Source organism: Providencia sp. PROV174 (genome assembly GCF_028480685.1).
Lineage (GTDB): Bacteria > Pseudomonadota > Gammaproteobacteria > Enterobacterales > Enterobacteriaceae > Providencia > Providencia rettgeri.
Window position 1 is genome coordinate 65,784 of record NZ_JAMPOT010000024.1, and the last position, 22,560, is coordinate 88,343.

Below are 22,560 nucleotides of genomic sequence, written 5' to 3' on the forward strand. Positions count from 1 at the left end.
GATAACACACTCTTTTGATAAGGAACATCCATGCAGCAAAATGATGACATCATGAACATATTGAAGTGTAACCTTTGCCCTAGGTGTGGGGAACAAGATTGCCCTTTTCTGACATATGATAAGCGTGCTAAACAGATGATGGATGCATTTAGGCGAGGTGATTTTTTAGAAGCACAAAAAATATATATAAAAACATTTGCACAAACACTATCTATGCTCAGGGAGGATTTTAAAAGTAAAATCAAAATATATGAGTCAGTAACAGACAGCCTAAGATATAAAATTTTTGATAATCAAGCAGTAACAATTCCTCCTGCACTTACTTCAGCATTAAATGCTTCTTTATCAACCTTAAAACCGTCCCCTCTAATAATCAGCCATGCTGCACCAGTCAGTACTTTCAAACTCGGTGTCACCCCTCTTTCTAACAGTGACCCTCTAGGTACTGTTATTGGGCGGTCGGTGGGATTAGGTATTGGATTACTAACATATTCGCCACCAGCGGGTGCACCCGGAATAGATACATTACATGGCTTTTCAAAACATGATTTTGATTATTTAACAAGGAATACAAATACAGCAAGGACACCCGTTGGGGAACAATTAAGAGTACCAGAGGAACGAATATTAAGAGAGGTGAGTCGTAACAAGGGCATTGTTGAAACTTATGCCGTTCCTACAGAGCATATAAGTAATGGACAAAAAATTATTGAATTAACACCAACAAATTCACCAGTCGAGACTCGAGTTATACCAGCAATCCCCACTGAACAAAAAGGGCTTTTTAGTTATTCACTGCCAAATGAACAAAAAGATAGATATATACAGATAGGAAAACCTGAGGTTTTCACAGGTACTCCCTTACCTAACCCGAAGAGATTGAAATCGTTACCTGGTGAAATATATGATATTCAACGGCCTTCAGGCATCCCGATTAGTTCACCTTCTTTTCCAACTTCCGTTATAAATTCAAGTTCTAACCCGCAATCTCCTTTTATTATTGTTTTTTCTGAGAACATCGGTGTCAAGCCAATTTATATTGCGGCAAGCAAAGGCGGTAAGAAAAATAAAGGGAAAAGATGATGAAAGAAAAGGTGTTAAAGAAAAAGGTCATTCTTATCATCCTGCACCTAAAGTTGATGAAATAAAAGGCTTAGGTGAATTAAAGCCAGTGCAAGGAAAAACGCCAAAACAAGGTGGTGGGGGACGGCGTAATCGGTGGGTTGGTGACAAAGGGCGTAAAATCTATGAGTGGGATTCTCAACATGGAGAATTGGAGGGATATAGAGGTAGTGATGGGCAGCATATAGGTGCATTCGATCCAAAAAGTGGTAAACAATTGAAACCAGCAGATCCTAAACGTAATATAAAAAAATATCTATGAAGAGGAATAAACAATGGGATTAAAACTACATACTCAATGGTTTGATAAGCAAACTGGTGAATTTATGGGTGAAGAATATTCAGAAGATTTTGGAGATGATGATTTTCTGATAGATAAAACAATTGATCCTAAAGATGAAAATATTATTAACAACGGAGTATTTGATTTGCAAAAAGAATGGGTAATTGAAATTCAAAGTCATGTCATTCATCAAATTGATTTAGATAAATTTGTGTATCAAGTTTCATTTGATTATCGGGACGAATGGTAATTATTATTCATGTTTGAATGATGTTAAATAAAGGGAGTTGAGCTCCCTTTATTTGTATTCATCAATTTGCATTTATTAATAACATTGGCGAAATCTCAAACAAGGTTGTCAAATCTGCATAAGCAAGGCGCTTTTTTCATCGATAAGATATTTTCTCAATGACTGATGAGGAATTTTCTGTGGAACTGCTTCTGTGCTTATTTGGCTTTATTTCGGGGATCACCACCGCACTATTTGGTTTTGGCGGTGGGTTTATCACGGTTCCACTGTTGTATGCGTTAATTACCTTAGTATGGGGGCCGCAAAGCGATGCAGGAACTGTGGCGATGCAAATCGCGGTGGCAACATCCACTTGCGTGATGATTTTTTCATCAACATTATCAAGTCGCGCTCATTATTTAAAAGGAAATCTCAGCTGGCCAATTATAAAGCCATTTATTATCCCTATTTCAGTGGGGGGGATATTTGGGGCGATTGTGGCGTTATCAGTAGATAGTGCATTAATTCGTTGGATATTTATTGGTTATCTCATCATCACTATTTTAGATTGCTTTATTCGCCCTGGTTTTATGAAGATAGAATCTACGGGGATACAATCCTCTCATGGCGGTATTTTTGCAGATACTCCGATTGGTGTGGTGATTGGCGCGGTAGCGGCATTTTTAGGGGTTGGCGGCAGTGTGATGACGGTTCCACTAATGCGACGCCGTGGTGCCAGTATGATCCAAGCTGCTGCCTTTGCGAACCCATTGACATTACCAATGGCGATCACGGGTACATTAACCTATTTTTATTTCGCTATTGATAAACACATTGACCTCGGAGCGGGCTTTCTGGGGATGATCTATATCAAAGGGGCATTAATTTTAATTGTGACATCGTGGCTAGGGATCCGTTTTGCTTCATTATTAATGCCTTACCTTAGCGATAAACGTCATGCCCAAAGTTATCCACTACTGTTACTCGTGGTTTTAGCTGTTATGTTGCTGGTTTAAAATCGCGTATTTCGGTGGGCAAAAATGAGGTTTTTGCCCTAAATTCCTTCTGTTCATCGCTTTTGCCGCACTTGGCGCAATCAAACGGTTGTTTCCTGATTGATTATGGTAGAATATATTTAGTTACTACACGCTTTTAGCGCGCTTTTGGCATTGAGGAATGATGACAATGAATGAGGCAGATGCTCGCCCAACAAATTTTATCCGTCAGATCATAGATGAAGATCTGGCGACCGGGAAACACACGTCAGTGCATACGCGTTTTCCACCTGAACCTAATGGCTATTTACATATTGGTCATGCGAAATCAATCTGCTTGAATTTTGGCATTGCCAAGGACTATCAAGGCCAATGTAATTTGCGTTTTGATGATACAAACCCGGTAAAAGAAGATGTCGAATACGTTAACTCGATTCAAGAAGATGTTAAATGGCTTGGTTTTGAGTGGAGCGGCAATGTTCGTTATTCCTCTGACTATTTTGATACCTTGTATCAATATGCAATTGAGCTGATCAAAAAAGGCTTAGCTTACGTTGACGAGCTCAGCCCAGATGAAATTCGCGAATATCGTGGAACATTGAAAGAGCCGGGTAAAAATAGCCCATACCGTGAGCGCCTTATTGAAGATAACTTAGCATTATTCGAAAAAATGCGTGCGGGTGGCTTCGAAGAAGGAAAAGCGTGTTTACGTGCGAAAATCGATATGGCATCCCCATTTATGGTGATGCGCGATCCGGTTTTATATCGCATTAAATTTGCGGAACATCACCAATCTGGCAATAAATGGTGCATTTACCCAATGTATGACTTCACGCATTGTATTTCTGATGCATTAGAAGGTATTACACACTCTTTATGTACCTTAGAATTCCAAGACAACCGTCGTTTATATGATTGGGTATTAGATAATATCACCATTGATTGCCATCCACGTCAGTACGAGTTCTCTCGTCTGAATTTGGAATACACGGTGATGTCTAAGCGTAAACTGAACCAATTAGTCACCGAAAAACACGTCAATGGTTGGGATGATCCACGTATGTTAACCATTTCGGGTTTACGTCGTCGTGGTTATACTGCGGCATCTATTCGTGAATTTTGCCAACGTATTGGTGTGACAAAACAAGACAACAACGTTGAAATGGCCTCTTTAGAGTCCTGTATTCGTGATGACCTAAATGAGTCGGCACCACGTGCTATGGCGGTTATCGACCCAGTTCGTATTGTCATTGAAAACATGCCCGCTGGCGAAGAAATTTTAACGGCGCCAAACCATCCAAATAAACCGGAGATGGGAACTCGCCAAGTGCCATTTAGCAACGAAATTTATATTGACCGTGCAGATTTCCGTGAAGAAGCAAATCGTCAATATAAACGTTTAGTATTAGGCAAAGAAGTTCGTTTACGTAATGCTTATATCATTAAGGCTGAGCGTGTTGAAAAAGACGCCGATGGTAATATTACAACCATTTACTGTACTTATGATGCAGGCACATTAAATAAAGACCCAGCAGATGGTCGTAAAGTGAAAGGTGTTATTCATTGGGTGAGTGTTGCACACGCATTACCCGCAGAAATTCGCCTGTATGACCGTTTATTTACGGTGCCAAACCCGGGCGCAGAAGATGATTTCTTATCCGTTATCAACTCTGAATCGCTGATTATCCGGCAAGGTTTTGTTGAACCAAGCTTGAAATATGCGGTAGCAGAAAAAGCCTATCAGTTTGAGCGCGAAGGGTATTTCTGTGCAGATAATAAATTAAGCAGTGCGGATCACCTGGTGTTTAACCGGACTGTTGGGTTGCGTGATACTTGGGCGAAACTCGAAAATTCTTAATTTGATGTCCCCGTCATACTTTGCACCACAGGGGTGTTGGCTTCATTAAGTTACCCGAGTCACATACTTATGTATGCTCACGGGATAACTTAATTTGCCGCCTACCTGTGGTACAAATTATTTAGGGGCCAGATCGAGTATTAGCACAAAAAACGCTGACAAATAAATGTCAGCGTTTTTTATAGTAATCTACAAAGCCTACAGAACCTACTCGTGTTTGTTATCCACTTTTTCTTTTAATAATTCATGCAGATATTCATTCGCGGAAGTCACATTACCTTGCGCATCTTTAACTTGATACTCTTCGCCAGTAATGGACGATTTTGAAGCTACGTTATCAATAAATTGTTCTACAGTTTTGAGGCGTTTTTCTGTTTTACGCAGTTTTAATCGCAAATGAGATTCTGCGTCAGCGGCAGAATATTCAGTGCCATTACGTGTAAAAGTAAGATTTTGTTGTTTACCAAGCTCTGCTAATAATGATTCAGTACGCATTTTTTCTTCAGGGCTTAGCGCAAGGGCTTGAGTAGTCACAAAAACGCTTAAAAAAAGGACTAAAGCAGATGAAAAACGGTTTGATAGTTGGGCTGTGAGTGATTGCACGAATTTCTCTCCATAGAAAAAAGGTGAGTAAATTATAAGCAGTCTTTTAATTTAAACTATCGGTAAGATTCCTAGAATTCAATAAATGGTCATCTGTTAAGGCATAAACCGATAACCAATTCCTGTTTCGGTTAATAAGTGAATAGGGCGTGCTGGGTCATTTTCTAATTTTTGCCGTAGATGGCCCATGTAGATGCGTAAGTAATGATTATGTTCCACATAATTAGGCCCCCAGACTTGCAGTAATAAGTGCCTCTGAGTTAATACTTTACCGCTGTTAGCCACGAGTTCACTGAGTAAACGAAATTCAATCGGGGTTAGATGAAGTTCTTCATTTTGTTTGGTCACGACACGATTAATAAAGTCGATGGTAATATCCCCAAACTGGCATTTTGAGTTTTCTTGAGTGGCTTTGCCGAAGCGCCGTAAAGCCACTCTAACTCGAGCCAGTAACTCACTAATTCCGAAGGGTTTTGTGAGGTAATCATCAGCACCTGCATCCAATGCTGCCACTTTTTGTGATTCTTCTTCACGAGCGGATAAAACAATAATCGGAATACTACTCCACTGACGTAGATCACGAATTAAATCAAGCCCATCACCATCGGGTAAGCCAAGGTCTAAAATTAACAAATCAGGTTGTCGCGTACCGGATTCAATGAGGCCGCGTTGGTAATTTTCCGCCTCAAATACCTTCCAGCCTTCGCCTTCCAGCGCTAAGCGAACAAAGCGGCGGATTTCTTTTTCATCTTCAACAACCAGAATTTGATGGCTAGTACTCACAATATTGCTGATCCTTTTATGTTTCTACTTCGATATCAGGGTGTTGCTTTAAAGGTAAGACAAAATGGAAACTCGCTCCACCTTTATTATTGTTCTGCGCCCAAATTTCGCCTTCATGTAACTGAATAATAGCACGACAAATGGCGAGCCCTAAGCCAACACCTGGAATTGCGGACTCTTTTTGTGCTCGAGAAAATTTATCAAAAATGGTTTTTTCTTGCCCGTTTGGAATCGCATTGCTGGCATCCCATATTTCAATATGAATTTTTTGCCCTTCAACTGTAGCTCGAATACCAATCGGGGTATCGTCATGACTGTATTTTACGGCATTTTCTAATAGGTTGATTAACACCCGTTCAATCAAGTTAGCATCACAATAAAGTAATAAGTCTGCTGGAATATCAATTTCTAAAGGATGGCTGTGTAAGGTGTAATCTAAGGTTCTAACAGCACTACTGGTAATTTCTTGCAGTGATTCCCAGGCTAAATTGGGCTGAATACTGCCAGATTGTAAGCGAGCCATATCCAGTAAATTATTCACCAAGCGCGAAGTGCTAAGTACTTGCTGGCGCATTTGGTTCACTTGTTCTGTTAGTGGTGAGTTTTCCGCAGACAAATTCAACATTAAGATTTCGGTTTGGCCGAATAAAACGGTGAGCGGTGTTTTTAGGTCATGAGACAGTGCGGCAAGTAAGGAGTTTCTTAGTTGTTCACGTTCAATATCTAATTTGGCTGATTCAGCTTGTTTGGTCAGTTGCAGACGCGCAAGAGCGCTCGCTATCAGCCCCGTAAAGGTTTGCAGCATGCGTTGTTGTTCTGGGATCAATAACTGGCGCATGTTTCTTGGTTCAATGGCAAGAACAGCAAGGGTTTGATCGGCAGTGGTGATAGGTTGCAATTGATAGGGAACGCTTGGTAGTGTATCCGTGCCAGCACCGGCGGGTTGGCGCTTATCAAAACACCATTTAGCAATGGCTTTATCAATCAGCATTTCACTGTGACCTTCACATTTTAATGGTGATAACTGGCTGTTTTCATCGGGGAGTAGCAAGCAGCTTTTGGCTTGAAATGCATTATTCAGGAAATGGTACCCAGTTCTCCCGATATCATCTGTCGTGATAGCTTGTCCTAATTCTTTTGTCATTTCATATAGGTGACGTGTTCGCTGCTCTCGATACCGAGCGATACGAGCTTGGTAGCGCATACCTGCAGTTAAATTCCCCACAACAACCCCCACAATTAACATCACTGTAAACGTGACTAAATATTGCATATCCATGATAGCAAGGGAGAAATGGGGCTGAACAAAGAACAGATCAAAACTGATCACGTTGACCAGAGCGGCGAAAACAGAGGGGCGTCGGCCATAAAATAATGCGATTAACACGACACCTAATAGATAGAGTGTCACGAGGTTGGCTTTATCGAGAGCCAGTAAAAAGGTGCGTGAAAATAAGGTGATAGCGGCACACATCACAATAGCCATTAAATAGCCATTCATATCCGATCGCCATTTTTCAGAGAACGGCTTTCTTTCTGGTTCTTTGTCCCACTCGCTTTTCTCTTCAAGCGCGACAATCACTAAATCCAGATCAGGGCCGAGCTTACCAAGACGATCGGCAAAACCGGGACGTAAATTGAGCTTAAACCATTTGTTTGCTTTATTCCGCCGACCAATCAATATCTTCCCTAAATTATGTTCTCGAGCATAACGTAATATCGCTTTTTCTTCCGAAGGATCAGATAAAGTTGCCGTTTCAGCACCTAAGTCTTGAGCAAGACGTAACGCTTTTAAGATAGCTCTACGCTGGGGTTCAGGTAGCTGATGAAGCGAGGGAGTTTCAACATAAACAGCATGCCAGACACTACCGAATTTTGCGGCAAGTCGTGCGGCTGTACGGACTAATTTTTCATTTCCGGTATTATGGCCAATGCATAGCAATAGCCCATCCCGAGTGTGCCATACAGGGGCTTGGCCTTTACCGTCGCGAAATTCACGCATCTGGTCATCAACCCGGTCAGCAGTACGCCGCAGAGCAAGCTCACGCAGTGCAATTAAATTTCCTTTGCGGAAAAAATGCTCAATAGCGCGTTCGGCTTGCCCCGGTATGTACACTTTGCCTTCTTTAAGGCGTTGTCGTAGGTCGTCAGGAGGAAGATCAACTAATACCACCTCATCAGCCGCATCAAAAATATGGTCTGGAACCGTTTCACGTACATGAATACCTGTAATGCTCCCCACAATATCATTAAGGCTTTCAATGTGTTGAACGTTGATGGTTGTTAGTACGTCAATTCCAGCATCAAGGAGTTCTTCGACATCTTGCCAACGTTTAGGGTGGCGGCTGCCATGGGGGTTACTAAATGCTAATTCATCCATTAAAATTATGGCTGGATGCCTAGCAATTGCCGCATCAATATCGAAACCATTTAGGCGGCGACCGTGATGAGTTATGCGCCTAGGTGGCAACAGAGAAAGGCCGTCAAGTAGCGCGGCCGTTTCTTCTCTTTCATGGGTTTCTACTACGCCAATCAGCACATCTAGCCCTTGAGCTCTGAGTCTCTGTGCTTCTTGCAGCATGGCATACGTTTTTCCAACACCAGCACAGGCACCGAAAAAAATCTTTAATTTGCCACGCCCAATTTCATTGGCTTTGACCAAGAGTTCATCAGGGTTAGGGCGAATAGGTTCTTGATTGTCCATCACAGCCCCTAGTGAGTTTGACTGTTTATTTGTTGTTGATATTCATCAAGTGCTAAGTTCAGTTTTAGCACATTAATGACAGGTTCACCTAAAAAGGACAACAATGCCTGTTCAGTATGCGTTTCTATCAATGATTTTACCGCATCCAATGGAATTTGCCTGCTTTTTGCAATACGCGGAGCTTGGTATAACGCGGCCTCAATAGAAATATTGGGGTCTAAGCCGCTGGCAGATGTTGTGAGTAAATCTACAGGAATGGCGTTAGGGGCATCGGGGTTTTCTACGCGCAGTTGCTCGCTACGCTCAGCCATAGCGCGTTGTAACAATGGGTTACTGACGGCTAAATTACTGCCACCTGAGGCTAAGGTATTATAAGGTACGTTAGCTGTTGCAGAAGGGCGGCCATGAAAGTAGCCACTACCTTGTTCATTTTGCCCAATTAAGGCTGAACCAACAATGCGCTCATCTTGTGTGAGCAAAGAACCGTGAGCCTGCCATGGAAAAAAAATATTAGCGAGGCCAGTCACCATTAATGGGTAAGCAATGCCTGTAAAAATGGTGAGTATAAATAGCATAATTATCGACGAACGGATCATATTCATAATCAATTCCTTATATCCCAAAGAGGCTAATAAATAGATCAATCAGTTTGATCCCAATAAATGGCACGAGCAGCCCACCTAAACCATAAATGCCTAAGTTACGTTGCAATAATGATTGAGAGCTCATTGGCCGATAATTAACCCCTTTAATCGCGAGTGGGATCAAGAAGATAATGATCAATGCGTTAAAGATAACCGCAGAGAGGATAGCGGATGCAGGTGAGTGTAATTGCATAATATTTAACGCATTTAACTGTGGCCAAGTCACTGCAAAAGCTGCAGGGATAATGGCAAAATATTTAGCAATATCGTTAGCAATACTGAATGTGGTTAATGAGCCACGGGTCATCAGCATTTGTTTACCAATATGCACTACTTCAATCAACTTGGTTGGGTTGGAGTCTAAATCCACCATGTTACCGGCTTCTTTTGCAGCTTGAGTGCCAGAGTTCATTGCCACTGCGACATCCGCTTGCGCGAGTGCTGGCGCATCGTTGGTGCCGTCACCCGTCATGGCAACCAAGCGACCCTCGGATTGATATTGGCGGATCAGTGCCAGTTTGGCTTCAGGTGTCGCCTCAGCAAGAAAATCATCGACGCCTGCTTCGGCTGCAATTGCGGCTGCTGTTAAATGGTTATCTCCGGTGATCATCACGGTTTTGATGCCCATACTACGCATTTGAGAGAAGCGTTCTTTCATGCCCCCTTTGACGATATCTTTTAATGCTACGACACCTAAAACCGTTTTATTATCAACCACCACAAGTGGCGTTCCACCTAAATGGGCGACTTTTTCGACCAGTTGATCCGCTTCGACAGGAAATTTACTGTGGTTGGCTTCGATATAACGGCGGATGGCATCCGCAGAGCCCTTGCGGATCATTCGTTCGCCAATATTGACACCACTCATACGTGTCATTGCGGAGAAAGGAACAAAAGTTGCATTCAGGGCATGAATGTCTCTTTCACGTAAATTGAATTTTTGTTTTGCCAGTACCACAATACTGCGGCCTTCTGGCGTTTCATCCGCTAAAGATGATAATTGTGCGGCATCCGCCAGTTGCTGCTCTGTAATACCCGTTAGTGGTAAAAATTCAGAGGCTTGGCGGTTTCCCAGTGTAATGGTCCCCGTTTTATCGAGTAATAGGACGTCAACATCTCCTGCTGCTTCCACGGCACGGCCGCTGGTGGCAATCACATTCGCACCTAGCATGCGACTCATTCCTGCCACACCGATGGATGACAGCAATCCACCAATGGTTGTTGGAATCAAGCAGACTAATAACGCTATCAACACTAAAATAGAAACGGCACTGCCTGCACCTGCATGCTCTGCGGCAAAAACGGTGAATGGGTATAAGGTGGCACAAACTAAAACAAAGATAATAGTCAGCGCGGTTAACAAAATAGTTAAGGCAATTTCATTTGGCGTTTTACGGCGTTGTGCGCCTTCAACCATGGAAATCATTCTATCTAAGAAGGTTTCACCGGGATTGACGGTACACTCGACTATCAGCCAATCGGAAAGTACGCGAGTTCCGCCTGTCACTGAAGAGAAATCACCACCAGATTCGCGGATCACGGGAGCGGATTCCCCCGTGATGGCACTTTCATCCACGGAAGCACCACCTTCGATGACTTCGCCATCACAAGGAATGGTTTCTCCGGCACGGATCAACACAATATCGCCTTTGCGTAACTGATCTGAACTCACGATATCTTGGTTCGCCTCCAATGAGGCCGAAGCTAACCGTGTGGCGCTACTTTGTTGTTTAACACCTTTTAAGCTCTGTGCTTGGGCTTTGCTTCGCCCTTCGGCAAGCGCTTCTGCAAAGTTGGCAAAAATCACTGTGAACCACAGCCAAAGGGTGATCATTCCACTGAACCAAGCACTGCCTTGTGTGTAATCCATTACCATAGCTAGCCAGAGTAACGTGGTGATCATACTGCCAATATAGACCACAAACATGACTGGATTACGCCATTGCGCTTGTGGTGTACATTTTTTGATAGATTCAATAATGGATTGTTTAATTAATTGATTATTAAATAATTTAGTTTGTTTATTTTTCATTTTTCTTTCCTCATTATCCGGCAAAACCAATGTGTAATTGCTCAGCGATAGGGCCTAATGCAAGAGCGGGTACAAAGGTCAGTGCGCCAATGAGAAGTACGGTGAAAACCAGTAAGCCAATAAATAATGGGCCAGTTGTCGGTAATGTGGCATGGCTTTGGGCTTGGGGTTTCTTATTGGCCATGGAACCTGCGATAGCCAAGACAGGAAGAATGACACCAAAGCGGCCTATAAACATCGCAATGGCAAGTAGCACATTGTAAAACGGAGTGTTAGCGCTGAGCCCAGCAAAAGCGCTACCGTTATTATTAGCCGCAGAAGAAAAGGCGTATAACACTTCACTAAACCCATGCGCTCCGGGGTTTAAAATTCCTGCACGGCCCGCTTCGGTCATTAATGAAATAGTGGTACCAAGTAGCACTAAGGTTGGGGTGACTAAAATCGCCAGTGCCACCATTTTCATTTCCCGAACTTCGATTTTTTTACCGAGGTATTCAGGTGTACGGCCAATCATCAAGCCAGCAAGGAAAACGGCGAGTAACACAAACAGCAACATGCCGTATAAACCGGAACCGACACCACCAAAAACCACTTCACCAATTTGCATTAACCACATCGGTACCATTCCGCCCATCGCGGTAAAGGAGTCATGCATGGCGTTGACTGCCCCACAAGATGCTGCGGTTGTCACAACCGCAAATAAAGCGGAACCGACAATCCCAAAGCGGCTCTCTTTTCCTTCCATATTGGCGGTACTTGTCGTGTGTAAGTCTGCTAAAAATGGGTTCCCCACATACTCTGCTTTAACTACGACAATGGCAGCAACCACAAAAATGATCCCCATAACCCAGAGCAAGGTGTGGCCTTGTTTGTTGTTGCCAACCACACGGCCAAAAGCAAAGCAAAGTGCGGTAGGGATCAGGAAAATAGCAAACATTTGCACAAAATTACTCAGTGCGGTTGGGTTTTCAAAAGGATGTGATGAGTTAGCACCAAAGAAGCCGCCACCATTGGTGCCGAGCAATTTTATCGCTTCTTGGGAAGCTACTGGCCCCATGGGTAATAATTGCTCACTGCTATCTAAAGGGTGAATAATTAAATAGCCGGAGAAATTTTGAATAACCCCTTGGCTAACAAAAAAGAGAGCGAAAACTAGGGCTAAAGGGAAGAGTAAATACACGGTGATGCGGTATATATCTAACCACGCATTACCGACAGTTTTACTGCCATGGCGTGAAAAAGCGCGGATCAATGCGAAAACAACCGCAATACTGGTGGTAGCAGAAAGGAAGTTTTGTACCGTCAACCCGGCCATTTGGCTCAAATAACTTAATGTATTTTCGCCACTATAAGCTTGCCAGTTGGTATTGGAAATAAAACTAATGGCGGTATTAAAGGCTAAATCCCAGCTCATCCCTTCAAAGTGTTGAGGGTTAAGGGGTAAACGGCCTTGGCAGACTAAAATAACGAATAATAAAATAAAACCTAAAACATTAAATAATACAATCGCTAAGGCATATTGCCGCCAATTCATCTCAGCCATGTCTCTTCCTGGCTGTTTGACTCCGGTTAAACGCCAAAGTAGGGACTCACTGCTTGCTAACCGACGAGGTATATCATTGTCGATTAACCGGGCAATACCATTGCCTAAAGGCTTTGCTAAGATGAATAAGATCAGTAAAAAACTACCTAAAAATAGCAATGTGGTGGTAGTCATATCAGAAATCCTCCGCGTTAAGCAGGGCATAAATCAGATACGTCAGCAGCAAAACAACGAGAACTGCCCCAATAATGGAAAGTAATGACACAGTATTTTCTCCTTATTATTTCCATGTGATAAGGCTAAAGAGTTCGTTGTAAAGAAGCTGATAAAAAGCACGGGTAGGGTGTAAAAAAAGTATAAAAATGGCTGTTTACTTAGCAAAAAGAGAGTGCTTAATAGAAAAAGTGGCGTGGTATTTTATTGATTCATTTGTTATTTAATTGTAATTAAAATGTATGAATAAAACGTTAATTGGTTAAGGAATGTAATAAAAATACGAAATAAGCAGATTTTTTAGAAAAATTTACATATTAAGTGGTCAGATGAGTAGTTTTATTACACAATTTGCGATATCCTATCTACAGTCAATATATTTCATATTATCTGTCCGGTTTTAGTCGCTCTTTACTACTGTGTTAATGGGAAATGTGTGTTAATGGGGAATGATAGAGCAAAGCTGGAATCGACAAATAAAGTGGCAACTGAAGGAGGATACCGATGTCCACATATCGCGAATATTCCCGTAATCAGGTACTTGCACGCCGCACTGCTGCTGTAACAGCTGGCATTATTGCGTTTCCGGTTATGGTTTTTTATCCAAAAAGAGCAAAGTTTTATAGTCATTTACATAAGGTTTGGGCGAAAACCAGTGATAAACCTGTTTGGCTAGAACGTTCAGAAACAACCTTAGAAAGCCATCGCTAATTTAGTGCTTAATGGTGAGTAGTAACCCCTGCAATATTGAATTGTGGGGGTTTTGTTTTTAATCCCGCCTATTTTTATTCTATATACTTCAAATAACACAGAAAAAAATCATGTTTCCGTTTATGCTTATTGATTATCAGTCAATTACGTTCAAACTGGTGGATAAACCGTTTAGCTGTGCAGTAAAAAGGACAACATAATGCATAACTTAAGATTAGAAGAAATCATTAATGACGAATTGAAAGTTAGTGAGTTCCAAGATTTTGCACCGAATGGATTGCAAGTTGAAGGGCGACCACATGTACATAAAATCATCACTGGTGTGACAGCTTGCCAAGCATTATTGGATGTTGCCGTTGAAAAGAAAGCCGATGCCATTATTGTTCATCATGGCTATTTTTGGAAAAATGAGCCCGCCATTATCAAAGGGATGAAGAAAAATCGCTTAAAAACATTATTAGCGAATGATATCAACCTGTATGGTTATCATCTCCCATTAGATGCACACCATCAATTAGGCAATAATACACAACTTGCTTATATTATGGGGGTGCAGGTAAATGGCCAAATCGACCCATTAATGCCATTTGGTTTTTTTGATCAACCGATTACTCCTTCAGAGTTAACGTCTCGTTTAGAAACTCGCCTTGGTCGTAAAGTCCTACATTGTGGTGATAATGCAAAAGAAGAAATTCGTCAAATCGCATGGTGTACAGGGGGAGGGCAAGGCTTTATCCTACAAGCGGCTGAATTTGGTGTAGATGCCTTTGTAACGGGGGAAGTTTCGGAACAAACCATTCATATAGCAAGGGAAATGGGGATCCATTTCTACAGTGCAGGGCATCATGCAACGGAACGTTATGGGATTAAAGCGCTGACTAAGTGGCTTGTAGATGAACATGGGTTAGATGCGGAGTTTATCGATATCGATAACCCTGCCTAAATTCTCGTCATATTTCGAACTGTGGCTGTGTTGGCTTCACTCGGCTACTTGGGTCACATACTTTTGTATGCTCCCCAAGATACCCTTATTCGCCGCCTAGCCACAACTCGAACTATTTAGAGAATTAAATTTTTGCCGCCTTTTACATCAAAGCGTTGTTGGCTGCATTCACGAACCCTAGTCACATACTTATATATGCTCCTAGGGCTTCACTCTTTTGCCGCCTAGCGGTGATTCGAAATACTTAGAAGATTGATAATCTATTGAAAATAAAAATAAAAATAGCTATTGGGTTCGGTATTTTAACGATGCGAAAACCAATACTGCACTTGAAATAGTTAACACTAAACCTAAGTGCTGGCTCCAACCTGCAACCATCAAACCAATGGCGAGCCCGATGTAGTAAAATAACCCTAAAATGGCGCCGGCAGTGCCTTTTTGCTCACCATAACGGTTTAATGCATGGGCAAGTATGTTCGGGATCGCAATTCCATAACCAATAACAATGCCAATAACGGGTAAAACAAACCAAATTGAATCCATTAGCACAAAAACTAAACAACCACTCACCAATGAAATGAGGCTGGCAAGCTTAACAAGTTGTTCAGATGTGTGTTTTTTAGCCAATAAATAGCGATTTGATATCGAACCTAAACCGACTCCAAGTGCTAATAAAATCCCAGTAAATCCAAACTGTTGTTGAGTGAGCATTAATTGTTCAAAACTGAATGGTGCCAGCTGATAATAGCTAAATAAATTAATGTTGAAAAATGCTATCAATATCACATTTCTAACAATTTCTTTATCTGCGATCATCCGTAAAAATGTCTTAATAAATGAGATATGAGTCACGGTTTTAGGCTTGGTCTCGGGTAAACGACAGATTGACCAGAGAAAAAGCACCACAGCTAAAATCGCTAAGCCGATAAAAACGGTTTGATAACCACCAAAATTAACGAGTCCAGCACCAAATAACATCCCTAAAGCGGGGCTGACAGCCAAAGCAACGCCCATAATAGAAAAAACTTTGGCTAATTCATGGCCTTGGTAGCTATCGCGCATGGCGGTTTGTGTACCAATTGAACCTACGGCAGCGCCAAAGGCTGACAACATTCTCATTAGTAATAATAAATAAAAATGTGTGACAAATAACGCGCCAATAGACGCAATACCATATATCAATAAACCCGCCAGAATCGTCGGGCGGCGCCCTAAGGTGTCACACATGCGGCCCCAAAACACCACGCCTAATGCAAAAGCAAAGAAATAAAGCGACAGCGTTTGTGAAGCTTTCTCCGCATTTACTGAAAAGGCACTGGCGATATCAGTGAGTGCGGGGCTGTATATGGTTTCCACAATTTGTGGAAACATCATCAAGGCAACAGCAAGCCATAATGAAAGAGGGTGTTTCATACTTTTTTTCCTGCCAATCTACTAAAAATAAAGGGTCTAATTAGATACAACGATTCAATGGCAGGCAGTTTAGTGTTATTTTTATTGTCTTATTACAATAATAAAGACTATAAATATCAAAAAAGAGACATTATGGCTTGGCTAAATCAAACAGATGAATTTCAAACTCACTGGTATCCCGCGCCAGTATTGGGAATTGCAGCAAAAATGGGGCAGCATGACTCTGGCTTTCATAAACATGAAATGGGACAGCTTTTGTTTACACAACAAGGATGTATACGAATTTCACTGAAAAACCGTCTGTCTTTACTTCCTCCGGGTAGAGTGGCTTGGATCCCACCATTTGTTCTTCATCGAGCTCAAATGCGAGCATCAGTGGGCTACCGTTCGGTTTATTTAGCGCAAGAATACGCTGACAGAATAGGGAATGAGGTGGTGATATTAAGTATTTCATCGTTATTGAGAGAAGTGCTTGAACGCATTGCGATTGCACCATTTGATAGTGATTGGCAACAAGGGCATTTGGCTAATTTATTGCCCGTATTTATCGATGAGTTACAAAGTGCAACTTTAGAGCCAACACTGCTACCATTACCGCAAGATAGGCGTTTTAAAGGGGTTAATATCGAACAATTACCTCCAAATTTAAACCAATTAGCACAAACGGTTGGTGCGAGTGAGAAGACGATTACCCGGATTTTTTTTAAAGAAACAGGAATGAATTATCAAGCATGGCGCCAACAATGGCGTTTTATTAAAGCGATTGAATTACTCGCACAAGAAAAGCCCTATCACTATATAACTCAAGAACTTGGCCTAACCAGCGATAGCGCATTTATTAGTTTTTTCCGTAAAATGAGCGGGGTCACACCGAGGGAATACCAACAGTAATACGGCGTGAAAGAACGAAAAAAGCCTCGATTTTTCGAGGCTTTAAGACTTGTAGGGTTTTAGATTTAACTAAATATTATTTTTTTGTTAATTCTGAGTTGAATTCACGTTTGTCATAACCCGTGTACAGCTGACGAGGACGGGCAATTTTCAGGCCGTCATCGTGCATTTCATTCCAATGTGCAATCCAGCCAATAGTACGTGCAATGGCAAAAATAACAGTAAACATTGAAGAAGGAATACCCATTGCTTTCAAGATGATACCTGAATAGAAGTCAACGTTCGGGTACAGTTTTTTCTCAATGAAGTACGGGTCGTTCAATGCGATACGTTCCAGCTCCATTGCGACTTCCAGCAAACTGTCATTCAGGCCAAGTTCGTTTAGAACTTCATGGCAAGTTTCACGCATTACTGTTGCACGTGGGTCATGGTTTTTATAAACACGGTGACCGAAGCCCATTAAGCGGAAAGAGTCATTTTTGTCTTTAGCACGCTCAATAAACGCAGGGATGTGCTCAACGGTTTGGATTTCTTCCAACATACGCAAGCAAGCTTCGTTAGCACCACCGTGAGCAGGCCCCCACAGTGAAGCAATACCCGCTGCGATACAAGCAAATGGGTTTGCACCAGATGAACCCGCAGTACGAACTGTCGATGTTGAAGCGTTTTGCTCGTGGTCAGCGTGCAGAATCAAAATACGATCCATTGCGCGCTCTAAAACAGGATTAACCGTGTATTCTTCACAAGGTGTAGAGAACATCATGTGCAAGAAATTACCCGCGTATGACAGATCATTACGTGGATAAACAAAAGGTTGGCCAATTGAATATTTGTAACACATCGCTGCAACTGTTGGCATTTTTGACAGCAGGCGATAAGCCGTAATTTCACGGTGACGTGGGTTGTTAACATCCAGCGCATCGTGATAGAACGCGGCTAATGCCCCCGTAACACCACATAAAACTGCCATTGGGTGTGAGTCACGGCGGAAACCATTAAGCATGCGTGTAATTTGCTCATGGATCATGGTATGGCGAGTCACCGTATTTTTAAATACGTCATATTGTTCTTGAGTCGGTGCTTCACCGTATAGCAGGATATAACAAACTTCGAGATAAGAGGCTTCAGTGGCGAGTTGATCGATAGGGAAACCACGGTGCAACAGAATGCCTTGATCACCATCGATATAGGTGATTTTTGATTCACAGGATGCAGTAGAAGTAAAACCAGGGTCGTAGGTAAAGAACCCTTTAGAACCTAAAGTTCGGACATCGATAACGTCTTGACCAATCGTTGGGCTTAAAATATCTAGGTCAATATCACCCTTACTACCAGTCGTTAGCTTAGCTTTGTTATCAGCCATTACGGTCTCCTTAGCGCTTGATAATCGACACCCAACAACCCAGAAGCTCAGCGTTATACTGTGTCTTCGTGCATTGTTCTACCGGTATGCTTTGGAAATCAGCTCGCTATCACATAAAACCTGAAATCTGAGACCGACGACAATGTAATTAGGTTGTTTATGAGTGTGTAGATGTTATGTTCTTTTTGTTGTTTTCCCTACAATATCATTATTTGTGGTAAGAGGAACAACTTTCATAACTTTTGTTATTAATACCCATCATAGTTCAAATTGAAGAGTATTTAACATTGCAACATTCACGTTTTTTCTTTTCCGATGAAGGGTAAACAGCACCGTTAAGATAATTCTGCCAGACCTATATGTAAGATAAATGTTGAATCATTGTCAAATAAGATAAGCACATTTATACAAAATGTTTAAATCGTGATCCTTCTCACTGTTCGGGCTAAATGTCTCCAAACATTTTGTGTGGGAATTGTAATGGCATTGTGAAGACTTTATACTAGCGGCAGGTCTCCGGATTACCCTGTAGTAGGAGTTCCCAGCGTGATCAGTATGCAACTTTATTTAAACATGATGGATTAGAGTTTGTGTTAAGTTGCATTTTGTACCCCTGTCGCTGTCTGATTTCCACCCCAGGTCCGGAGGATGGAAAATAATAAAGAGCTGTGTGGGCAAAATTGTGAAAAAACAAAGACCTGTCAACCTTGATTTGCAGACGATTCACTTCCCGATCACTGCAATATCTTCGATCTTGCACCGTGTCTCTGGCGTCATTACTCTCATCGCAGTTGGTATTCTGCTTTGGTTGTTAGGGACATCTCTCTCCTCTCCAGAAGGTTTTCAATACGCGTCTGAAATAATGACTGGCTTTTTTGCTAAGTTCATTCTTTGGGGCATCTTGACTGCTTTGGCTTACCACATCTGTGGTGGTATTCGTCATATGCTAATGGATTTCGGTTGTGTTGATGAAACGCTTGCTGCTGGTAACTCATCTGCAAAAATTACATTTGTCATTACCGTGATTTTAGCAATTCTGGCGGGGATTTTAGTATGGTAAGTAATGCTTCAGCTTTAGGCCGTACTGGTATCCAGGACTGGCTATTAATCCGTGGTTCTGCGATTGTTATCGCACTCTACGTGCTCTACATTGTTGGTTTTGTTGCTATTAACGACATTACCTATGAAGTCTGGCGTGGCTTTTTCGCCTCTTCTGTGACGAAAGTATTCACAATCCTCACCTTGTTCTCGATTCTTGTCCATGCGTGGATTGGCATGTGGCAAGTGCTGACTGACTACGTTAAACCTTTAGCAATTCGTTTAGTATTGCAGCTGGCTATCGTTGTAGGTCTGTTGGCTTATTTAATTTACGGAACAATTGTTGTGTGGGGTGCATAAATGAATCTGCCAATCAGAGAGTTTGACGCTATCGTTATCGGTGCGGGTGGCGCAGGTATGCGTGCCGCATTACAAATTTCACAGATGGGCCTATCTTGCGCGCTTCTGTCAAAAGTCTTCCCAACCCGTTCTCATACTGTATCAGCACAAGGCGGTATTACTGTTGCTTTAGGTAATACTCACCCTGATAACTGGGAATGGCACATGTACGATACCGTGAAAGGTTCCGACTACATCGGTGACCAAGATGCTATTGAATATATGTGTAAAACAGGGCCAGAAGCTATCCTCGAATTAGAGCATATGGGGTTGCCATTCTCTCGCCTTGATGACGGAAGTATTTATCAACGTCCATTTGGTGGCCAGTCTAAAAACTTCGGTGGTGAGCAAGCTGCACGTACTGCTGCTGCGGCAGACCGTACTGGCCACGCACTGTTGCATACGTTGTATCAGCAGAACTTAAAAAACCACACAACCATTTTTTCTGAATGGTATGCCCTTGATTTAGTTAAAAACCAAGATGGCGATGTTGTAGGTTGTACTGCGATTTGTATGGAAACAGGTGAACTGGTTTATTTCAAAGCGAAAGCCACTATTTTAGCAACAGGTGGTGCGGGTCGTATTTACCAATCAACCACTAACGCACACATCAATACGGGTGATGGTGTAGGGATGGCTGCTCGTGCAGGTGTTCCACTACAAGATATGGAAATGTGGCAATTCCACCCAACAGGTATCGCAGGTGCGGGTGTTCTCGTCACTGAAGGTTGCCGTGGTGAAGGCGGTTACTTGCTGAATAAAGATGGCGAGCGCTTTATGGAACGTTATGCGCCGAATGCGAAAGACCTTGCAGGTCGTGATGTTGTCGCGCGTTCTATCATGATTGAAATTCGTGAAGGTCGTGGTTGCGATGGTCCATGGGGCCCACATGCCAAACTGAAACTGGATCACTTAGGAAAAGAAGTTCTGGAATCACGTTTACCAGGTATTCTTGAATTATCTCGCACTTTTGCTCACGTTGATCCAATCAAAGAGCCAATTCCAGTTATTCCTACTTGTCACTACATGATGGGCGGTATTCCGACTAAAGTCACTGGTCAAGCTATTCGTTATAACGAAAAAGGCGAAGATGAAGTTATTCCGGGTCTGTTTGCTGTGGGTGAGATTGCCTGTGTATCTGTACACGGCGCTAACCGTTTAGGCGGTAACTCACTCCTCGACTTAGTCGTATTTGGTCGTTCAGCGGGTCTGCATTTGAAAGAGTCCATCATGGAACAAGGTTCAATGCGTGATGCCTCTGAATCTGATATCGATGCAGCGATGACTCGCTTTAACCGTTGGGAAGGGGCGCATACTGGCGAAGACCCAACTGAAATCCGTAAGGCACTGCAAACCTGTATGCAGCACAACTTCTCGGTATTCCGTGAAGGTGATGCGATGGCGAAAGGTTTAGAAGAGCTGAAAGTGATTCGTGAACGCTTGCAAAATGCGCGTCTTGATGATACCTCGACTGAGTTTAATACTCAGCGTATCGAATGTTTAGAACTGGATAACCTGATGGAAACGGCTTATGCAACTGCACAAGCTGCAAACTTCCGTACAGAAAGTCGTGGTGCGCATAGCCGCTTTGACTACCCAGAGCGAGATGATGCGAATTGGTTATGTCACTCATTATATTTACCGCAATCTGAAACGATGACGCGTCGTGAAGTCAACATGCAGCCAAAACTGCGTGAAGCCTTCCCACCGAAAATTCGTACCTACTAATGCGTGGTGTTAATCCAGTTGCGGAGAAATAAACTATGAAATTACAATTTTCGATTTATCGCTACAATCCTGATGTGGACAACGCACCACGTATGCAAGATTACACGCTAGAAGTTCCTGAAGGGCGTGACATGATGTTGCTGGATGCGTTAATCCAAATCAAAGAGCAAGATCCAACATTATCCTTCCGTCGTTCTTGTCGTGAAGGGGTGTGCGGTTCTGATGGTCTGAACATGAACGGTAAAAACGGGTTGGCATGTATTACGCCATTATCTGCTTTAATCCGTGGTGGAAAGAAAATTGTCATTCGTCCATTGCCGGGTCTGCCTGTTGTGCGTGACCTGATTATCGACATGACACAATTCTATACCCAATACGAAAAAATTCGTCCATATCTTATTAATGATAACAAGAATCCACCGGCGCGTGAGAATTTACAAACTCCTGCACAACGTGAAAAACTCGATGGTTTATATGAGTGTATTTTGTGTGCATGTTGTTCGACTTCTTGCCCATCTTTCTGGTGGAATCCGGACAAGTTTATCGGGCCTGCAGGCTTGTTGGCAGCGTATCGCTTCTTAATTGATAGCCGTGATACTGAAACCGATTCACGATTAGATGATCTGAACGACGCTTTTAGTGTCTTCCGCTGTCATAGCATTATGAATTGTGTCAATGTATGCCCTAAAGGACTAAATCCAACGAAAGCTATCGGTCATATTAAATCTATGTTACTAAAACATAGCGCTTAATGATGAATATTTAACCCGCAGTGCTCAGGTGCTGTGGGTTAAAATGGAAATAGCACAAAATAAAAACATAAGTTAAAAGAAACGCGTAAAGTAAAAACAATGACATGATTTTAATGCGCGGAAGCTCACAAAAGCGCGAAAACGAAATACCAACAATGAGCATCAGAAAGTAACATTGTCACCCATAAAAAGTAGTATTTATTAAAACGTTGTCATTACAAAAGCGTAAAAAAGTGAAAGCAAAGAAAGTAACAGTAAAAAGTAGAAAAAATAGCCAACTGCAAAAGATGAAGACGACAGCCCAAGCATAGGG

General features: G+C 42.3%; 21 protein-coding genes. 12 read left to right on the forward strand and 9 right to left on the reverse strand.

Annotated features, from left to right (window positions below):
• Positions 1-30 precede the first annotated feature (30 nt).
• The 5 genes from PSE60_RS19045 to glnS all read left to right on the forward strand — a co-directional run bounded on the left by PSE60_RS19045 (position 31) and on the right by glnS (position 4,487).
• On the forward strand, positions 31-1,083 hold the full coding sequence (locus PSE60_RS19045) for a hypothetical protein (protein WP_272666447.1): 1,053 nt from the start codon (positions 31-33) through the stop codon (positions 1,081-1,083).
• A complete protein-coding gene (locus PSE60_RS19050) occupies positions 1,040-1,384 on the forward strand; it encodes a colicin E3/pyocin S6 family cytotoxin (RefSeq protein ID WP_272666448.1) in 345 nt (114 codons plus the stop codon). The genes PSE60_RS19045 and PSE60_RS19050 overlap by 44 nt, the downstream gene beginning before the upstream one ends.
• A gap of 13 nt (positions 1,385-1,397) precedes the next feature.
• The gene (locus PSE60_RS19055) at positions 1,398-1,655 is read left to right on the forward strand and encodes a colicin E3-like toxin immunity protein (protein ID WP_115167737.1); all 258 of its coding nucleotides are present in this window, start codon (positions 1,398-1,400) and stop codon (positions 1,653-1,655) included.
• A gap of 179 nt (positions 1,656-1,834) precedes the next feature.
• The gene (locus tag PSE60_RS19060; protein WP_272666449.1) at positions 1,835-2,650 is read left to right on the forward strand and encodes a sulfite exporter TauE/SafE family protein; all 816 of its coding nucleotides are present in this window, start codon (positions 1,835-1,837) and stop codon (positions 2,648-2,650) included.
• Positions 2,651-2,819: 169 nt separating this feature from the next.
• Positions 2,820-4,487 (forward strand): glutamine--tRNA ligase, encoded by a 1,668-nt coding sequence (glnS, locus tag PSE60_RS19065; protein WP_272666450.1) that lies wholly within the window; start codon positions 2,820-2,822, stop codon positions 4,485-4,487.
• 207 nt (positions 4,488-4,694) lie between these two features.
• Here the strand turns inward: glnS and PSE60_RS19070 are convergent, their stop codons facing one another.
• From PSE60_RS19070 to kdpF, 7 genes are all read right to left on the reverse strand, one after another.
• Positions 4,695-5,090, reverse strand: coding sequence for a DUF5329 family protein (locus PSE60_RS19070; RefSeq protein ID WP_209101162.1), 396 nt, complete (start codon positions 5,088-5,090; stop codon positions 4,695-4,697).
• 96 nt (positions 5,091-5,186) lie between these two features.
• Positions 5,187-5,873 carry a two-component system response regulator KdpE gene (gene kdpE, locus PSE60_RS19075; RefSeq protein ID WP_004909034.1) on the reverse strand — a complete coding sequence of 229 codons (687 nt, stop codon included), beginning with the start codon at positions 5,871-5,873 and terminating at the stop codon, positions 5,187-5,189.
• 16 nt (positions 5,874-5,889) lie between these two features.
• The gene (gene kdpD / locus PSE60_RS19080) at positions 5,890-8,577 is read right to left on the reverse strand and encodes a two-component system sensor histidine kinase KdpD (RefSeq protein ID WP_272666451.1); all 2,688 of its coding nucleotides are present in this window, start codon (positions 8,575-8,577) and stop codon (positions 5,890-5,892) included.
• Positions 8,578-8,585: 8 nt separating this feature from the next.
• Positions 8,586-9,179 carry a potassium-transporting ATPase subunit KdpC gene (kdpC, locus tag PSE60_RS19085; RefSeq protein WP_272666452.1) on the reverse strand — a complete coding sequence of 198 codons (594 nt, stop codon included), beginning with the start codon at positions 9,177-9,179 and terminating at the stop codon, positions 8,586-8,588.
• A gap of 10 nt (positions 9,180-9,189) precedes the next feature.
• On the reverse strand, positions 9,190-11,253 hold the full coding sequence (gene kdpB, locus PSE60_RS19090) for a potassium-transporting ATPase subunit KdpB (protein ID WP_210839361.1): 2,064 nt from the start codon (positions 11,251-11,253) through the stop codon (positions 9,190-9,192).
• A 13-nt stretch (positions 11,254-11,266) separates the two neighbouring features.
• Entirely contained in the window at positions 11,267-12,970 is a 1,704-nt protein-coding gene (kdpA, locus tag PSE60_RS19095; RefSeq protein WP_272666453.1) for a potassium-transporting ATPase subunit KdpA, read from the reverse strand.
• A 1-nt stretch (position 12,971) separates the two neighbouring features.
• Positions 12,972-13,061, reverse strand: coding sequence for a K(+)-transporting ATPase subunit F (gene kdpF, locus PSE60_RS20660; protein WP_071524535.1), 90 nt, complete (start codon positions 13,059-13,061; stop codon positions 12,972-12,974).
• Positions 13,062-13,513: 452 nt separating this feature from the next.
• Between kdpF and PSE60_RS19100 the strand changes: the two genes are divergently transcribed.
• Positions 13,514-13,720: a YbfA family protein gene (locus tag PSE60_RS19100; protein ID WP_036957942.1), complete on the forward strand. Its 207-nt coding sequence runs from the start codon at positions 13,514-13,516 to the stop codon at positions 13,718-13,720.
• A gap of 199 nt (positions 13,721-13,919) precedes the next feature.
• Entirely contained in the window at positions 13,920-14,663 is a 744-nt protein-coding gene (locus tag PSE60_RS19105; RefSeq protein WP_210837835.1) for a type 2 GTP cyclohydrolase I, read from the forward strand.
• 285 nt (positions 14,664-14,948) lie between these two features.
• Here PSE60_RS19105 and PSE60_RS19110 read toward each other — a convergent pair whose 3' ends face one another.
• Complete coding sequence (locus PSE60_RS19110; protein ID WP_272666454.1) at positions 14,949-16,076, reverse strand: multidrug effflux MFS transporter; 1,128 nt, start codon at positions 16,074-16,076, stop codon at positions 14,949-14,951.
• 132 nt (positions 16,077-16,208) lie between these two features.
• On the opposite strand from PSE60_RS19110, the gene PSE60_RS19115 reads away from it, so the two are divergent.
• Positions 16,209-16,967 carry an AraC family transcriptional regulator gene (locus PSE60_RS19115; RefSeq protein ID WP_210837831.1) on the forward strand — a complete coding sequence of 253 codons (759 nt, stop codon included), beginning with the start codon at positions 16,209-16,211 and terminating at the stop codon, positions 16,965-16,967.
• A 76-nt stretch (positions 16,968-17,043) separates the two neighbouring features.
• On the opposite strand, the gene PSE60_RS19120 is transcribed toward PSE60_RS19115, so the two are convergent.
• Complete coding sequence (locus PSE60_RS19120; RefSeq protein ID WP_272666455.1) at positions 17,044-18,330, reverse strand: citrate synthase; 1,287 nt, start codon at positions 18,328-18,330, stop codon at positions 17,044-17,046.
• Positions 18,331-19,000: 670 nt separating this feature from the next.
• Here PSE60_RS19120 and sdhC point away from each other — a divergent pair.
• The 4 genes from sdhC to PSE60_RS19140 are packed head-to-tail and all read left to right on the forward strand — an operon-like array spanning position 19,001 to position 22,247.
• The gene (sdhC, locus tag PSE60_RS19125) at positions 19,001-19,390 is read left to right on the forward strand and encodes a succinate dehydrogenase cytochrome b556 subunit (RefSeq protein WP_004909059.1); all 390 of its coding nucleotides are present in this window, start codon (positions 19,001-19,003) and stop codon (positions 19,388-19,390) included.
• Complete coding sequence (gene sdhD, locus PSE60_RS19130; protein ID WP_004909064.1) at positions 19,384-19,728, forward strand: succinate dehydrogenase membrane anchor subunit; 345 nt, start codon at positions 19,384-19,386, stop codon at positions 19,726-19,728. The genes sdhC and sdhD overlap by 7 nt, the downstream gene beginning before the upstream one ends.
• Positions 19,729-21,495 carry a succinate dehydrogenase flavoprotein subunit gene (gene sdhA / locus PSE60_RS19135; protein ID WP_272666456.1) on the forward strand — a complete coding sequence of 589 codons (1,767 nt, stop codon included), beginning with the start codon at positions 19,729-19,731 and terminating at the stop codon, positions 21,493-21,495. It abuts the gene before it with no gap.
• A 35-nt stretch (positions 21,496-21,530) separates the two neighbouring features.
• A complete protein-coding gene (locus PSE60_RS19140; RefSeq protein ID WP_004256824.1) occupies positions 21,531-22,247 on the forward strand; it encodes a succinate dehydrogenase iron-sulfur subunit in 717 nt (238 codons plus the stop codon).
• Positions 22,248-22,560: the final 313 nt, after the last annotated feature.

What these genes read in the sequence shown, in the direction of transcription:
- PSE60_RS19045 (WP_272666447.1), top strand. Translation starts at nt 31, where the DNA reads ATGCAGCAAAATGATGACATCATGAACATATTGAAGTGTAACCTTTGC.
- PSE60_RS19055 (WP_115167737.1), top strand. Translation starts at nt 1,398, where the DNA reads ATGGGATTAAAACTACATACTCAATGGTTTGATAAGCAAACTGGTGAA.
- glnS (WP_272666450.1), top strand. Translation starts at nt 2,820, where the DNA reads ATGAATGAGGCAGATGCTCGCCCAACAAATTTTATCCGTCAGATCATA.
- kdpD (WP_272666451.1), bottom strand. Translation starts at nt 8,577, where the DNA reads ATGGACAATCAAGAACCTATTCGCCCTAACCCTGATGAACTCTTGGTC.
- kdpC (WP_272666452.1), bottom strand. Translation starts at nt 9,179, where the DNA reads ATGAATATGATCCGTTCGTCGATAATTATGCTATTTATACTCACCATT.
- kdpB (WP_210839361.1), bottom strand. Translation starts at nt 11,253, where the DNA reads ATGAAAAATAAACAAACTAAATTATTTAATAATCAATTAATTAAACAA.
- kdpA (WP_272666453.1), bottom strand. Translation starts at nt 12,970, where the DNA reads ATGACTACCACCACATTGCTATTTTTAGGTAGTTTTTTACTGATCTTA.
- PSE60_RS19100 (WP_036957942.1), top strand. Translation starts at nt 13,514, where the DNA reads ATGTCCACATATCGCGAATATTCCCGTAATCAGGTACTTGCACGCCGC.
- PSE60_RS19105 (WP_210837835.1), top strand. Translation starts at nt 13,920, where the DNA reads ATGCATAACTTAAGATTAGAAGAAATCATTAATGACGAATTGAAAGTT.
- PSE60_RS19110 (WP_272666454.1), bottom strand. Translation starts at nt 16,076, where the DNA reads ATGAAACACCCTCTTTCATTATGGCTTGCTGTTGCCTTGATGATGTTT.
- PSE60_RS19115 (WP_210837831.1), top strand. Translation starts at nt 16,209, where the DNA reads ATGGCTTGGCTAAATCAAACAGATGAATTTCAAACTCACTGGTATCCC.
- PSE60_RS19120 (WP_272666455.1), bottom strand. Translation starts at nt 18,330, where the DNA reads ATGGCTGATAACAAAGCTAAGCTAACGACTGGTAGTAAGGGTGATATT.
- sdhD (WP_004909064.1), top strand. Translation starts at nt 19,384, where the DNA reads ATGGTAAGTAATGCTTCAGCTTTAGGCCGTACTGGTATCCAGGACTGG.
- sdhA (WP_272666456.1), top strand. Translation starts at nt 19,729, where the DNA reads ATGAATCTGCCAATCAGAGAGTTTGACGCTATCGTTATCGGTGCGGGT.
- PSE60_RS19140 (WP_004256824.1), top strand. Translation starts at nt 21,531, where the DNA reads ATGAAATTACAATTTTCGATTTATCGCTACAATCCTGATGTGGACAAC.